This window comes from Actinomadura citrea, assembly GCF_013409045.1.
In the GTDB taxonomy this organism is placed as follows: domain Bacteria; phylum Actinomycetota; class Actinomycetes; order Streptosporangiales; family Streptosporangiaceae; genus Spirillospora; species Spirillospora citrea.
In genome coordinates, this window is sequence record NZ_JACCBT010000001.1 from 328,801 (window position 1) to 343,325 (window position 14,525).

Genomic DNA, 14,525 nt, shown 5'->3' on the forward strand with positions numbered 1-14,525 from the left:
GGAGACAGACATGAGCAAGCGCGAACTTCGCAGCGCGGACTCCGCCCCGCCCGTCGGCACCTACTCGCAGGGGCTCGTGGTCGGCGACTTCGTGTACACGTCCGGCATGGGGCCGTTGGACCCGAAGACCGGCGAGATCGTCGGCACGGACGTCGCCGCACAGACCCGGCAGACCCTCGCCAACCTGGCCGCGATCCTGCGCGAGCACGGGCTCGGGCTGGACGACGTGGTGAAGTCGACCGTCCACCTCCAGGACCTCCACCGCGACTTCGCCGCCTACGACGAGGTCTACCGGGAGCACTTCACCAAGCCCTACCCGGTGCGCACCACCGTGGGCTCGGAGCTGATGAACATCCTCGTCGAGATCGACTTCGTCGCCTACAAGAAGAGCTGACGGACTCGTCCCTCTTCGCCAGGGGAGGAGGAACTGCGAGGATGGTCGCATGAACGCGTGGATCACCGTCGTCACGTACGAGAACGTCCGGGGCTGCCCGGGCCCCGCGGCCGCGCTGCGGGGTTGACTGCGTGACCGCGGCATCGACTGGATGCCCTTCCAGGACGACGAGGTCACGATAGGGCTCGCCTGCGGGCGCGACGACGACGGGCGCGCACGCGGCTGGTACAGCGTCCAGGTGCGGGCCGAGGCCCTCCGGCACCTCGGTCTGCATCCCGACCAGCCGACGTCCCGGGTCACCGGTCCCTCGCCCCCGGCGTGGTGGCACGCCGCCGCGGAGCGCGGGGCGCGCTCGCGGTGACTCGGTCGTCCGCGGCCGAGAGGCGGCGGGCGAACATCGGGATGATGATCGCCGCGGCCAGGACGTGCGCGGCGCACAGCATCACCTTCGTCGAGGTCGCCGTGGCCCCCGCGGCGACGGGCGTCGTGAACGACAGCACCGTCAGCGCGACCGCCGCCCACACGAACGTCCGGGACGGCCTCCCGGCGAACCGCGCGAGGAGCATCGCGAGGACCGTCCCCCAGAACGTGCAGATGACGGTCCCCATCGCGAACATGCCGACCATGATCGGCTCGGTGGCGTCGGCGCCGACGCCGCCGGCCTCCATCGGGACGCCTGCCGCGCGGGCGGCCAGGCCGAACAGTTCGGTGGCGACGGACCCGGCCAGCGCCGCGGCCGCGCCGGTCAGCCAGATCGGGCGGCCGCTGCCGGTGAACGTCTGAGCGATGTCCATGATGTGCTCCTTTCAGGGCTTCTGAAAGGAAGTCGAAGCCGCGGCGCCGGAATCGACATCATCCGCCGAATATCTCCGGCAGATCGAACGCGGCGAACACCCGGGCGTCCTGGAAGACGACGTTGCGCGCCACACCCCGCGGGGTCACGGTGAAGACCTGCAGCGTGTGCAGCCGGTACGCGCCCTCGGACCGCCGGTACGCGACAAGGGCCGGCTGCCCGTTGGCGGACGTCCGCGCCATCCGCCAGTCGGCGCCCGCCATCGCGAACACCCGCGCCATGAACCGCCCGTAGTCGCGCCGCCCGCGGTACCAGAGCGGCACGGGCGGCATCTCCATGACGGCGTCGTCGGTCAGCAGCGCCACCAGGCCGTCGACGTCGGCCGCCTCGAACGACCTCACGTACCGGTCGAGGACCGCGGCGATCTCCGCGTCGTCCGGCTCGGCGATCTCCTCCTCCGCCGCGATGCCCGACAGGCCCGCCCGGGCGCGTTGCAGGGCGCTGTTCACCGCGGCCGGAGAGGTCTCCAGCAGTTCCGCCGTCTCGGCCGCGCCGAACTCCAGGACGTCCCGCAGAATCAGCACGGCCCGCTGCCGGGGCGGCAACACCTGCATCGCCGCCACCAGCGCCAACCGCAGGCTGCCGCGCCGCACGACCCGCGCCGCCGGGTCGTCCAGCAGCGCGTCCGGGAACGGCTGCAACCACGGCACCTCCAGCGACGGGGTCAGCGGCGCGTCCGGGTCGTCGCTCGGCCCGCCGAGCCCGGACGGGAGCGGGCGCCGGGCCCGCCCCCGCAGCGCCGTCAGGCACACGTTCGTCGCGATCTTGTAGAGCCAGGTACGGACGGACGCCAGGCGCGGCTCGTAGCGGTCCCGGGCCCGCCACGCGCGCAGCATCGTCTCCTGGACGAGGTCCTCCGCCTCGTGCACCGAGCCGACCATCCGGTAGCAGTGCACCAGCAGCTCGCGCCGGTAGGAGTCGAGATCCTCGTCCACGGTGGTCCTCCGGTCAGCGGGCGGGCGCGTTGGCGTAGGCGGCGACGAGCCACCGCCCGTCCCGCCGCGACAGCACCCAGGTGGCGAGCCGCTCGCGTTCGGGCGGGAACTCCTGCTCCCCCGCCATGATGATGCCCGCCCTGCTGACGACGATCGCGGTGTCGCCGTGCACGCGGACGTCCTGCGGCTCGTCCACGCCCCGGGAGCCCTTGAGCGGCCCGGCGAACGCGGCGGCCATGTAGCCGCGCACCGCCTCGCGGCCCTGGTTGAACACACCGGGCATCACCACGGTCGCGTCCTCGACGTAGTGGTCGGCGAACGCGTCGGCGTCGCCGTCGCCCCACGCCTTGTACAGCCGCTCGAAGACTTCGCGGACGGCCGTCTCGTCGCTGTTCATCGCTTGAGTCCCTTCTCGAACCGGATCGGTCGAGGTGTGTACTGCGGGGAGCTCACCGATTCATCGCTCCGCCGCAAGAAATCTCGCGGCGGAAACGACAAGGGGCCCGGCGTGAACCGGGCCCCTCGGCCGTGATCGATGAGGGGTCGATCGCGGTCGGTCGGTGCGTCAGACCTCAGACCGTGACCGGTCCAGAGCCTTCAGCGCCGTGTGCACCAGCAGCTGGACGCCGAGCGCGATGCAGCTCTCGTCGACGTCGAAACCGCCCTGGTGCAGGTCGTACTTCGGCGTGCCGGGCCTGCGCACGCCGAAGCGTCCGAGGGCGCCCTTGGTCAGTTCGAGGTACAGGGCGAAGTCCTCCCCGCCGATGCTCTGACCGGTGGGGTTGATCTTGTCCTCGCCGAGCGCCAGACGACCGGAGTCCCGGAAGATCTGCACGCTCGTCGCCTCGTTGATCGTGGGCGGCAGGCCGATCGAGGTGATCAGCTCCGCCTGGATCCCGTAGAACTCCGCCAGATGACCGAGCAGCCTCCGCAGCTCGGCCAGGGCGAACCGCCGGTTCTGCGGGTCCAGGCAGCGGAGCGTCCCCTCGAGGAATCCCTCGGTGGGGATCGCGTTCGCCGCCGAACCCGCCTCGATGCGGCCCCAGCCCAGCACGTGGGCGGAACGCGCGTCGATCCCGCGCGACAGCACCGCCGGCAGGCCGACCTGGATGGCCCCCAAGGCCGTGATCAGGTCGGCGGTCAGGTGCGGCCGTGCGGTGTGCCCGCCCGGCCCGGTGACCTCCACCCGGATCTTGTCGTAGGAGGCCGTGATCGCCCCGGTCCGCAGACCGAGGTATCCGACCTCCTGCGCCGGATCGCAGTGCAGCGCGAAGATGCGCTCCACCCCGTCCAGACCGCCGGCGGCGATCACGTTCCGCGCGCCGCCGGGCAGCTCCTCGGCGGGCTGGAAGATCAGCCGCACCGTTCCGGGAAGCAGGCCGGCCTCGGCCAGCATCGCCAGGAAGCGCCCCGTGCCCAGCACCATGGTGGTGTGGACGTCGTGGCCGCAGTTGTGCGCGACGCCCGGCACCGTCGAGCGGTACGGGACGTCCTTGGTGTCGTGCTGCGGCAGCGCGTCGATGTCCGCGCGCAGCGCGATCATCGGACCGTCGCCCCCGCGGATGTCGCAGATGACGCCGGTACCGCCGGGCAGGACCCGCGACTCGAGGCCGATCGCGGTCAGGAACCCGACGATGGCCGTGGTCGTGCGGTGCTCCGTGAATGCGACCTCCGGGTGCGCGTGCAGGTCACGGCGGAAGCCGATCAGCTGCTGCTCGCACCGGGAGAGGTATTCGTCGACCCGGCGCCTCAGGCCGCCGAGGTCGAAACCGGACGCGCCCGCGCCCGGAGTCCAGATTTCGGACATGGCTTTCCCTTACGTGTCTTGTTTGTCGTGTGGCGTCTGATGATCGCCACGGGGAACAACGTACACGGATAGTGCGATTTTGCAACACGTGCCGACTGCGGTAAGCGGGCCTTAGGAATCGACCAAACCCGGGAAAAAGGAAAAATGGTCGGAAAGGGGAAGAAGGTAACTGTATCCCGGCGCAGAGAAGCGGGTCAGAGACGGGCTCGCTCGGCGCGCGTGAGCTTGGCGACCACGAGATCGTAGGAGTGGTCGACCAGCTCCCACACCTCCTCGGCGGGCACCGAGCCGTCGAGGACGACGGTGTTCCAGTGCCGCTTGTCGAGGTGGTAGCCGGGCGTGACCGCGGCATGGCGGGCGCGCAGCTCCTCGGCCAGGCCCGGGTCGCACTTGAGGCTGACGCTCGGCGGCGACGCGCCCAGCGGAACCAGGGCGAACATCCGCCCGGCGACCTTGAACACGGCCACGTCGTCGCCGAACGGGTAGTCCTCCACCGCGCCCGGCTTGGCCACGCACTCCGCGATCACCCGATCACGCCACGACCCGTCCGTCACCCTTCACACCCTAGAGCCCGGTCCCGGCGCGGCCCGGGTCTCAGCGGAGGTAGACGAGGCCGTCGATGCCGACCATGGGACGGCCCGAGGTGCCCGCCACGACGATCTTGATGGTGTGCCTGCCGCTGCTGCTCCAGGTGCGCGTCCACATCAGCTGGCGGTAGGCCGTGGTCGACGCCCGGGTGTCCAGCGTGCCGATCTTGGCGCCGTCCACGTAGACGTACACGGCGCCCAGGTAGGAGGCGCGCTTGAAGATGAGGCCCGCGGTGCGCCCGGTGAACGTCCAGCTCGCGCTCGCGCCCCGGTACTTGCTGTAGAGGCCGCGTCCGCCCAGGTAGGAACTGGTCGTGCTGAGACCCCAGGTGCCGGTGCGGCGCGCGGCGCCCTCGCTCTGGCCGCCGGTGTAGCGGCTCAGGCTGGAGGTGCCGGCGTTGCCCGCGGCGTCCGTGGCGGCCAGCGTCCAGGTCTGGGTCGTGGACGGCTTGGCGACCGCGGCCCACTGCGTCGTGGTGGTGGAGAACGTCTTGGCCGCAGGGGACGTGGCCTTCAGCGAGCCGAGGAGGGCGTTGTCGCCGGCCTTCCAGGTGAGCCAGACGGGCCACGCGCCGCTGTTGACCGTCGCCTTGCGCAGCGAGAGCGCCTCGGACGAGATGACGGGGCGCGTCGTGTCCGCGACGACCGTGAAGACGGGGGACGCCGAGGCCGTCCCGTCGGCGAAGGCGGCGTTCAACTGGACCGCGTGCGTCCCCGGCGCGAGGGTCACCGTGGCGGAGGCGGCGCCCGCGGCCGGTGTCGCGGCCGTCGCGCCGTCCACGCTGACGGTGTAGGTCGCGCCGTCCGCCGGCGTCCAGTTCAGGGTGGCCGTGCTCTTGGTGTAGTAACGGCCCCCGGCGGCGTTCGCGCCGGTCACGGTGGCGGCCAGGGCCGGGACGGTGATCTGCTTGGCGGCCGTCCGGACGGCGGGAAGCGCGGAGTAGAGCTGCGCGCCGGGGCACGCGGTCGCGAACCCGTCGCGGTGGCCGGAGATCGTGTTGAACTCGACCTCCTGCCCGAAGGGGTACTTCCCGCCCGTCCCGTTGGGCGCGGCCGACGTCAGCGTCGTCTTCGCCGTCGGATCGACCCCGGTCAGGCCGAGCTTCCACGCGGCGATCCTCGCGACGCCGTCCAGGGCGGCCTTGGTGGGCGCGACGCCGGGAACGTCCGGGTCGTTCGCGGCGGTGTAGGTGCCGAGGACGGCGATCCCGGTGGTGTCGGTGTTGAACCCGTAGGTGTGGGCGCCGTGGACGGGACGGTCGACGCCCCCGCCCCGTCCCTCGAAGACCGTGCCGCACTTGTCGACCAGGAAGTTGTAGCCGATGTCGTCCCAGCCCTGGCTCTGCACGTGGTACAGGAACACCGACCGGATCACCGACGCCGACTCGGTGCAGGAGTAGCCGTTGCCCGTGTCGGTGTGGTGGACGAACGCGGCCTTGACCGAGGTGTCATAGGCCGGCGGGTTCCGGACGATGGACTCGTCCGCGCCCCACCCGGCCCGCGCCACGATCGCCGGCTTCGGCGCGGTGACGGGCCCGGCGAGGGGCGTGGTCGCCGCTACGAGCTTCATCCCGGTCCCACCGGCCGGTCCCGCCGCCCGCGGCGTCGGCGCCGCCGCGGAGGCGCCCGGGTCGATCAGGTCGACGCGCAGGCCCTCCGGCAGCGTGCGGCCCTGCCCGGTCACGCGCACGTCGACACCGTTGGACGGGCCGACCCACAGCCCGTTCGTCCCGCCGCGTCCACCCTGGTCAGGGGCATCGGCCAGCTCCGGCTCCAGCGTGCGCCACCCCGACCAGCGGCCGGTCTTGGCGTCCCGCGTGCGGAGCCGGACGGTTCCCCTGAGCTCCTCGCGGGGCTTGTCCCAGGTGACGCCGACGAGGCTGAACGGCTCGGTCTCCACGGCCGGCAGCCCCTTGACCCTCTTGTCCGCGGCGGCCGCGGTGGCCATGTCCGCCAGCGGGCGGGCCTGGACCCGTCCCGGCCCCGGCCGGGTCGCGGAGGCCGTCGTCGCCGTGGAGGTCGAGGAGACCGTCCAGACCACCGTCCCCGCCACCGCCATGGCGGCGAGCGAGGTCCCGATCACTGTGCGCTTGAGCATTCTTCCCCGTTCACAAGGCCGACCCCGGTGATCATTCAGCGCCGAGATCATCCAGAACGTCACAGCTCGCCCGCGTCCGTCTGCCTGGTGCCCCCGGCAGGGTCGGCGGGAGGCAATGACCTGCCCAAACCCGTATCGAAGGGCACTTGCCGCGCCACCGGCGGGTACCTCGCACACGAGCCGCGATCGGGGGTGGAGGCGGTGCGCATCCAAGGGCCCGTCGCCCCCATGGCCGCGACCGCCCTCGACCACGTCCCGCAGGAAAGGGCCTGCTCGGGCGGCTGCCGCTACGAGCCGAAGTTCGACGGGTTCCGCTGCGTCGCGCGTGTGAGCGAGGAAGGCGACGTCCAGCTCTGGTCGCGCCGCCTCAAGCGCCTCGACGCGGCCTTCCCCGAGATCGTCTCGGCCGTCTCCGGAACCCTCCCGCCCGGCACGGTCGTGGACGGCGAGATCGTCCGCTGGGGACGCGACGGCCGCCTGGACTTCTCCGCCCTCCAGCGCCGTCACGTCACACGCCGCACCGGCTCCCCGATCACCGAGCCATGCCACTACGTCGTCTTCGACGTCCTGGAAGCCGGCGGAACCGACCACCGCTCCGCCCCCCTCGCCTCCCGCCGCACCGAGCTGGAGCGCCTCCTGAACGACCTCCCCGGCACGTCCCGCATCGTCCTCTGCCCGCAACTCCGCGACGTGGGCGAAGCCCGCCTGTGGTTCGAGATCCTCGTCGCGCAGGGCGTCGAGGGCCTGGTCGTGAAGGCCGCGGGCGACCCCTACCAGGAGGGCAAGCGCGGCTGGTGGAAGGTGAAGCACCGCACCACGACCGAGGCGATCATCGGCGGAGTGACCGGCACCCTTGAACAGCCGGAGGCCCTGCTTCTCGGCAGACCCACGACCGCCGGAACATTCCGAGTGGTCGCGCGCACCACACCACTCGACCCCCGAGCCCGCACGGCACTGACCGGCGCCCTGTCCCAGGCGGGCGCGGACCACCCCTGGCCAGAGCCCCTGCCCGCAGGCTGGGCGGGCGGCCTCCCCGCCACCAGGGATCCGATCCACTACACCCGCGTCACCCCGAACACCGTCGCGGAGATCAGCGTGGACGCCGCAGTGGAACACGGCCGCTGGCGCCACGCCGCCCGCTTCGTCCGCCTGAGACCCGAGCTGACCCCTGACGACGTCCCCCAAGACCTGAACCTGGCCTGACCCCCGAAACGCTCGACGGCCGTGCTGCCGGCCCGGTCAGGCGGTCCCGGCGGGACGGCCGAGTTCGGCGAGATGGAAGGCGATGATCTCGCGCATCCGCGCCGGGGTGGTCACGTGGGGATGGGTGGCGGCGTGGACGGCCAGGCCGTCGACAAGCGCGTGCAGCCGATCGGTCTCGTGCTCCACGGCGGGTTCGGGGACGCCCAGGGAGCGTGCGAGGGAGCGGCAGCCCTCGCGCAGGAGGTCGTACCCTTCGCCTTGCAGGGCCCGCAGCTTCGGATCCACCATCGCGCGGGCGGTGAAGGCCAGCCATACCCGGTTCTCCACGGCTCGCTCCTCGTCCATCGGCAGCAGTTCGGCCAGCACCAACTCGGCGCGGCGACGCTGGTCGGGCTCGGGGGGAAGTGCCGCCATCCGCTGCTCGATCCGCTCGATGATCGCGCGCAGGGTGAACGCCAGCAGCTCGGACTGCGTGGCGAAGTAGTGCCTCAGCGAACCCATCGACAGCCCGGCCTCGCTCGCCACGTTGCGGACCGAGGCCCGGTCCAGTCCGTCGCGCAGGATCACCCGCCACACCGCCGCCGACACGTCCCGGCGCCGTTGCTCACCGTCCACCAATCGAGGCATCCCCCATTAGTAGCACAGTCGTGCTACTATCCGCCGGAAGTAGCACAGTTGTACTAGTACGCCTCGAACGGAGACCTGCCGATGCGCCTCGACCCCCCCTTGCAACGTCCGTCCCGCACCGGCCCGCAGTCAGGCGTCGGCACGGTCCGATCGCTCTTCCGCCGTCGCGCCGTAGGGGCGGCCGTGCTGGGATGGGTGTCGGCGAACGTGCTGATCCTGGTCCTGGCTGATCGAAGGCTCCCGCTCGACCTGCACGACGCCGCGGAGCGCACCACGTCCGCCCATCTGGTGGACCTCAACCTCCGGCTCGCCGAGGTCTTCGCCGTCATGGCCTTGGTCTTCCTCCTCACCCGGCGCCGCTCCAGGCCCGACCTGGCGGCCCGCGCCCCCGAGCGCGCCACCGCGCTCCGTGAGACCTGGCTGCTCATCGCCTACGGTGCGGGCGGGCTCGCCCTCGGGTTCGCGGTGGGACGGGCGTTCGGCTGGCACCCGTTCGGCCTGCACTTGGCCGGCTCGATGAACGAGACGAACGACCACGTCACGCGGGCCGAGGCGATCACCTGGGCCGGTTACAACCTGGTGGTGTTCGCGATCGTCCCGCTGGTGTACTTCCGGCGGCGCTATTCCGCCCGGGCGCTCAACCTGGTCTCCGCCGACCGGCGCGGCGACCTCCGCCTGATCGTCGTCGTGCTCCTGGTCGAGGCGGCCGTGCAGACCGCCGCGCTGCGACCGGAGATCCTCGGCCTCGGCGCCAGGCAGCTGCTACTGGGCGCGCCGCTCACCTTCGTCCTCTACATGGCGGGCACGGTCCTGCCGACGATGGTCTTCGTCTATGCGATCCTGATGCCCCGCTTCGTCAAGCTGACCGGCTCGATCGCGACCACCGTGATCTTCGGCGGACTGGCCTACGCGGCGCTGCACGTGTGGGACTCCTGGGCGGAGTACGGCTCCCTCCGGGAGGCGGTCATCTCGATCGCCTTCCTGCTGCTCACCTACTTCGGTCCCGGCATGGTGAAGGCATGGCTGACCGTGCGCACCGGCAACGCGTGGGTGCACGTCTGGGCCTACCACGCCCTGGCGCCCCACACCCTGGTCGATACCCCGCACGTCGCGCACACCTTCCGCATCCACCGGTGACCGGGACGGGGAACTCCGATCTCCGGTCAGGTAGGCGGCCGATGAGCCCGGCCGCCGTCCTGGCGCGGATCCCTGCTCGGTGCCGGTGAGGAACGGGGACAGCCGGTGGAGGGGCAGGCGCCCGGGCTGTGGGCGGTCGGGCGGAGCCGGGCGCCGTCCGGGGACGGCGCCCGGTCCCGGCTCAGGAGACCATGTTGATCTTGTACTGCATGATCCGGTAGTTCTTCGGGTCGAACCACTGGCTGACGATGATGTGGAAGTTGCCGAACGTCGAGCCGGGGACGACGAAGCCGCCGTAGGGGCTGGCGACGAGGTTGGCCGCCTCCGCGCCGGGAGCGGACGGCAGGATCATCGTCTGCTCCAGCGTCCGGGTCAGGTCCGAGGTCGGGAGCGGGAAGACCATCGCCCGGATCGACAGCGCGTTCATGTTCAGCCAGGTGAGGACGTACTTGCCGTCCATGGCGCGGAAGCAGATCTCGCCCCACTTGCGGACGCCGAACACCGTCGTCGGAGGCGCCCCCCAACGCCAGTCGCCGTCCGCGTACCCCCACGGCTCGTAGGCGCCCGGGTCGCCGAGCCTCTCCTTGCGGACCCGGTGGAGCAGCATCCCCGAGTCCCGCTCGCGGTTGAAGACCGTCGACAGGACGTAGCACCACCCGTCGTCGGCCACCGCGTAGGTCTTCTGCTGGAACTGGCCGCCGTGCAGGTCACCCGGCCACTGGCACAGGTACTCCCAGGTCTCGCCGTTGTCGGTGGAGCGCCAGAAGTCGGTGTGGTGGGTGTCGTAGATGACGCCGCGCATGAGGTGCATGTACATGACGCCGTCCACGACGAACGCGTCGGACGGGATCGCGGTCGTGGCCTTGTCGCCGACCGGGTTGTGCGGCTCGTCGACGAGGGCCCTGGCACGGCCCCCGCCGACGCTTCCGTCGATGTGCAGGTTGTTCACGTCGCCGTTGCTGGATCGCAGGCCCACCGGGGCGCGCCAGTCGTCGGCGGGCTCGCCCGGGTTCGGCACGTGGTCGCCGTTGAAGGTGTCGCCGCAGACGAACAGCATGGTGCCGTCCGGGCACCGCACGGGGATGCCGAGGTCGGTCCAGGGCGAGGCGAACGGGCCGGTCTCGATCGGGCCGCTCAGGTTCTTGATCTTGGTCGCGAGGGTCGGGCTGGACGGGTCGCCCGGTCCGCCGGCCGTCCTCACCGTCGCCTGCCGCCCGTCCTGGCTGAATCCGACCCATCCCGCACCGACGGCCCCCGCGCCGAGGGCGACGCCGGCACCCATCCTGAGGAGCTTGCGGCGGGAGAGACCGCTGGTGGCCGTGCCCCTGTCGTCCGATGGAGGTGTCATCTGGCGATGCCTTTCAGGTCGACTCTCGTGTACTGGAAATGCCCTTGGCGCCGCAGCCCTGGCGGGGATCGGTGGATCCCGGTCGTCCGGCGACAAGTTCATAAGAACATTAGTGTCTGTTTTACCGTGGAGCGGGGGAGAGTCGCCAGGGAATCACGTTCAGTGATCCGTTTCTCCGCACCGCGGCACGCGCGCACGCCTCCAGGAGCCCGGGCGTTCCCCGGCAGGCCGGGCGTTCCCCGGCAGGCCGGGCGTTCCCCGGCCTGCCGGTGACGAGTCCTCCTGGACGGACGATGGGGATCAGGCGGTCTCGATGCGCTGGGCGAGCCAGTTCTCAAGGACCTCCAGCGCGGGGCGCCCGCTGCCGTCGACCGGGGCGGTGCCGTACATCACGTGCCGCTGCGTGCCGTAGAAGACCGCGGCGTCGAGGCCTTCCTTGACCAGGTTGCTCGGGTTGAGCCGGGTCTTCAGCAGCCCGTTGAGCGTGCCCTTGGGCAGCGGCACGCCGGCGACGTTCAGGCCGTGTTCGGTCAGATCGGTGACCTGGGGGACCAGGGAGAGGAGATCGACGCCGTAGAAGGCGTTGAGCGACTTGACCGGGTCGGCCGGGTCGATGGCCGGAGGACGCTTCGGGTCGAAGTCGTCCAGCTTGTTCTGGATGGCGCGCAGGTCGCGGGTGATCCGGACCCAGTCGACGCGGTCGAGGACGGCGAGGGCCTCCCCGACGGCGCGCTCCGGGGAGCCGGGGGGCCACATGGCCAGCAGCGCGGCGAGGGGGGTGAGGTCGACCCGGTTGGCCGTCTCGGCCAGCGGCATCAGCCGGTCCTCGATCGCGACCAGGGAACGGTAGACGCCTCGCGTGTCGCCCCGCTGGGCGTACGCGGGGACGGCCCGCGCGGCGCGCTGGATGCCGCGGTAGTCGATCCTGCTGATCCCGCCGATGACGTTGCTCGCCTGGGCCAGCAGCGCGACGGGCTGGAGCCCCTGGATGACCTTGGTGACCTTGGCCACCTGGTCGGACGGCAGCCCGGTCAGCGGCGCGGCCTTGGCGGCGGCGGCCAGTGCCGCCCGCGCCAGCGCGGCCGTGTCCCCCGCCTTCGCGGCGGCCTGCACCGCGTCGAGGTCGGTGGCGAGTCCCACCAGGTCGGTGTTGGACAGCGCCTGGAGCACCTGGCCCGCCATGTGGTTCTGCGAGCCGGGCGGGGAGTTCAGCAGCGTGTTCACCAGGACGGGGTTGGCGACCAGGCGGGTGAGCGCCTGCAGCGGGCCGACGAGTTTCGCCAGCTCGCCGGCGGTGCCGGCCGCCCCGGTGGTGTCCTTGCCGCGCGCCTGGCCGGTCAGCGTCTTCAGGCCGGTGGGGACGGCGGTGAGGTCGGCCGGCTTGCCGTTGGCGGTGCCGAGGTCGGTGGAGAGCTCGCGCTCGGCCGAGCCCTGGAGGTTGGCGAGGCCGACACGGCTCAGCACGGTGCCGAGGGTGGCGGTGAGCTCGTTCTCCTCCGGCAGGGCGCAGTACAGGTCGCCCTTGAGGCACACGTTCGCGACCCGGCCGGACAGCTCGCCGAATCCCTGCGGCCGCGGCCCGGCGAGGCCCCTGGTGCCGGGGAGCGGATCGCCGAGGTTCACCTCGCCCTTGGTCCCCCTGCCGGGGTCGGCCGCGCCTCCGCCCGCGATGTAGGAGGCGGCGGGGACCGGTCCCTGTCCCGCCCCGATCTGGGCGGCGATGTCGCCGTTGACGTCCGCGCCCTGGCTGAAGCCGAGGCCGACGAACCGGGTGCCGGGGCAGTCACGGGCGATGTCCGTCATCGCCTTGCGGGCGGCGTCGATCCCGGTCTGCTTGGAGTCGTTGTAGGTCTTGCCCTGGTCGAACGCGGTCGCGTTGTAGCCGACCCAGTACGCGGATATCCGGTCACCGAACCGTTGTTCCAGCGGTTCGGTGACGCCGCGGAGCATGCCGACGGGCGTGTCGGGGTCGGCGGCCGACGTGGTCTCCCAGGTGCCGGGCACGACGATCAGCTTGATCGGTGTGCAGGACATGGCCTCGGACGTCCGCGCCGCGTTGACCGTCCCGTCGGTGTTCAGCAGCGGCACCGCGGCGGCGGCCGCGACCGCTCCGGCCACCGCGACCGCGATGGCCGACCTGCGGTAGCGCTGCCTCATCGGCTTTCTGGCATGCAGTCCGGAGCTCATCACTGGCCCTTCAGCGCGCAGTAGGAGTCCTGGGCCGCCTTGACGACCGCAGACTCGGCCTTGCCGGGGATCATGTTGTAGCGGTTGGTGGCCACGACGGCCTGGGTCTTGCCGTCCGGGCTCGTGAACCACTGGCTGAAGTAGCCGAGCGCGGCGCCGTTGTGCGACCACGCGGTGCCGCACGGCGTCTTCGCCATGATCACGCCGAGGCCGTAGGGCTTGTCGGACGCGACCTGCTGCAACTCCCGCTGCTGCGCGGGGGGAAGCAGGCGGCCGGACGCGAGCGCGCGGGTGAAGTCGGCGAGGTCCTCCTGGGTGGACACGATGGCGCCCGCCGCACCGAGCACCTGGACGTTCGAGAACGAGATGTCCCGGATGGTGAAGTAGCCGTGCAGCCAGTTCCCGTACAGCTTGGGGTCGGCCTCGGGGAAGGTGGTGTCGGTGAGGCCGAGCGGCTTGATGATCCGGCTGCTCACCTCGGCCGCCGGGTGGTGCCCGGTCGCGGCCTGGATGATCAACCCGCCGAGGATGTAGTTGGTGTTGGCGTAGTTGAACTTGGTGCCGGGCGCCGACAGCGACTTCTTGGACGTGGCGACCTTCACCAGAGCGCGCGGATCCCACCGCTTGTGGGGGTTGATGTCGACGACGTAGGACCCCGAGATCCACAGGTCGTTGAGGTAGTCGGGGAGCCCGCTGGTGTGGTTGAGCAGCTGCCGGATCGTGATCTTGCGGCCGTCGTTGCCGTTCGCCTCGACCAGGCCGGGCAGCCACCGGTCCACGGTGTCGTTCATGGACAGCTTGCCCTCGGCCTCCAACTGCAGCAGGACCGTGGCCACGAACGCCTTGGTGTTGCTGGCGATGCGGAACTTCGCCTTCGGGTCGGCCGGCACGCGCCGGAACATGTCGCCGTAACCGGACGCGGCGTACTGGGTATTGGTGCCGCTGCGGACCATCCCGATCATGCCGGGCAGCTTCTGCTCCGCCTGGACCTTCGCCACGCGCTCCTGGAGGACGGCGCCGGCCCGCACTTCGTTACCGGTCCCGGTCTTCGCGCCGACCGAGCCGACCGTGGCCTCCCGGTCCTGCACGCCCACCGTCACCGCCGTCACGGTGGCGGCCGCCGCCACCAGCGTCGCGCCGGCGCGGACAAGGAACTTCCGACTTCGCATTCGGTCTCCCAGACAATTCGACGATCGTGTCCGCGACGCTAGTGAGACCCGTTGACATTACGATGACAAGCGAATATCGAGCCCGCCTTGCCCGTCGTATCGGCCTGGCATTCCATGGACATGCCGATAACGCGCCGAACGCTTCTGGGAATCGTTCGGCGCGTGCTGCCGGAGAAATGG

At 71.2% G+C, this 14,525-nt stretch carries 13 protein-coding genes; 3 read left to right on the forward strand and 10 right to left on the reverse strand.

Going from position 1 to position 14,525, the window contains the following annotated elements:
• Positions 1 to 10 precede the first annotated feature (10 nt).
• Positions 11 to 394, forward strand: coding sequence for a RidA family protein (locus tag BJ999_RS01660; protein ID WP_179831602.1), 384 nt, complete (start codon positions 11 to 13; stop codon positions 392 to 394).
• Positions 395 to 690: 296 nt separating this feature from the next.
• Here BJ999_RS01660 and BJ999_RS01665 read toward each other — a convergent pair whose 3' ends face one another.
• The 6 genes from BJ999_RS01665 to BJ999_RS01690 form a co-directional block, all read right to left on the reverse strand.
• Entirely contained in the window at positions 691 to 1,188 is a 498-nt protein-coding gene (locus tag BJ999_RS01665; protein ID WP_179831603.1) for a DUF6069 family protein, read from the reverse strand.
• Positions 1,189 to 1,246: 58 nt separating this feature from the next.
• The gene (locus tag BJ999_RS01670; RefSeq protein ID WP_179831604.1) at positions 1,247 to 2,182 is read right to left on the reverse strand and encodes a sigma-70 family RNA polymerase sigma factor; all 936 of its coding nucleotides are present in this window, start codon (positions 2,180 to 2,182) and stop codon (positions 1,247 to 1,249) included.
• A gap of 13 nt (positions 2,183 to 2,195) precedes the next feature.
• Positions 2,196 to 2,579, reverse strand: a complete 384-nt coding sequence (locus BJ999_RS01675) for an SgcJ/EcaC family oxidoreductase (RefSeq protein ID WP_179831605.1) — start codon at positions 2,577 to 2,579, stop codon at positions 2,196 to 2,198.
• A 168-nt stretch (positions 2,580 to 2,747) separates the two neighbouring features.
• On the reverse strand, positions 2,748 to 3,989 hold the full coding sequence (locus BJ999_RS01680; protein ID WP_179831606.1) for an amidohydrolase: 1,242 nt from the start codon (positions 3,987 to 3,989) through the stop codon (positions 2,748 to 2,750).
• 194 nt (positions 3,990 to 4,183) lie between these two features.
• The gene (locus tag BJ999_RS01685) at positions 4,184 to 4,543 is read right to left on the reverse strand and encodes an MmcQ/YjbR family DNA-binding protein (RefSeq protein ID WP_229810177.1); all 360 of its coding nucleotides are present in this window, start codon (positions 4,541 to 4,543) and stop codon (positions 4,184 to 4,186) included.
• A gap of 40 nt (positions 4,544 to 4,583) precedes the next feature.
• Positions 4,584 to 6,674, reverse strand: coding sequence for a peptidoglycan recognition protein family protein (locus BJ999_RS01690; RefSeq protein ID WP_179831607.1), 2,091 nt, complete (start codon positions 6,672 to 6,674; stop codon positions 4,584 to 4,586).
• Positions 6,675 to 6,875: 201 nt separating this feature from the next.
• Between BJ999_RS01690 and BJ999_RS01695 the strand changes: the two genes are divergently transcribed.
• Positions 6,876 to 7,877 (forward strand): ATP-dependent DNA ligase, encoded by a 1,002-nt coding sequence (locus BJ999_RS01695; RefSeq protein ID WP_179831608.1) that lies wholly within the window; start codon positions 6,876 to 6,878, stop codon positions 7,875 to 7,877.
• Between the two features lie 36 nt (positions 7,878 to 7,913).
• Here the strand turns inward: BJ999_RS01695 and BJ999_RS01700 are convergent, their stop codons facing one another.
• Entirely contained in the window at positions 7,914 to 8,504 is a 591-nt protein-coding gene (locus tag BJ999_RS01700) for a TetR/AcrR family transcriptional regulator (protein ID WP_179831609.1), read from the reverse strand.
• 183 nt (positions 8,505 to 8,687) lie between these two features.
• On the opposite strand from BJ999_RS01700, the gene BJ999_RS01705 reads away from it, so the two are divergent.
• Positions 8,688 to 9,641, forward strand: a complete 954-nt coding sequence (locus tag BJ999_RS01705) for a hypothetical protein (RefSeq protein ID WP_218934896.1) — start codon at positions 8,688 to 8,690, stop codon at positions 9,639 to 9,641.
• 181 nt (positions 9,642 to 9,822) lie between these two features.
• Here the strand turns inward: BJ999_RS01705 and BJ999_RS01710 are convergent, their stop codons facing one another.
• The 3 genes from BJ999_RS01710 to BJ999_RS01720 all read right to left on the reverse strand — a co-directional run bounded on the left by BJ999_RS01710 (position 9,823) and on the right by BJ999_RS01720 (position 14,345).
• Positions 9,823 to 10,989: a DUF4185 domain-containing protein gene (locus tag BJ999_RS01710; RefSeq protein ID WP_179831611.1), complete on the reverse strand. Its 1,167-nt coding sequence runs from the start codon at positions 10,987 to 10,989 to the stop codon at positions 9,823 to 9,825.
• 300 nt (positions 10,990 to 11,289) lie between these two features.
• Positions 11,290 to 13,176, reverse strand: a complete 1,887-nt coding sequence (locus BJ999_RS01715; RefSeq protein ID WP_179831612.1) for a cutinase family protein — start codon at positions 13,174 to 13,176, stop codon at positions 11,290 to 11,292.
• A complete protein-coding gene (locus BJ999_RS01720; protein ID WP_179831613.1) occupies positions 13,176 to 14,345 on the reverse strand; it encodes a serine hydrolase domain-containing protein in 1,170 nt (389 codons plus the stop codon). The genes BJ999_RS01715 and BJ999_RS01720 overlap by 1 nt, the downstream gene beginning before the upstream one ends.
• Positions 14,346 to 14,525 lie beyond the last annotated feature (180 nt).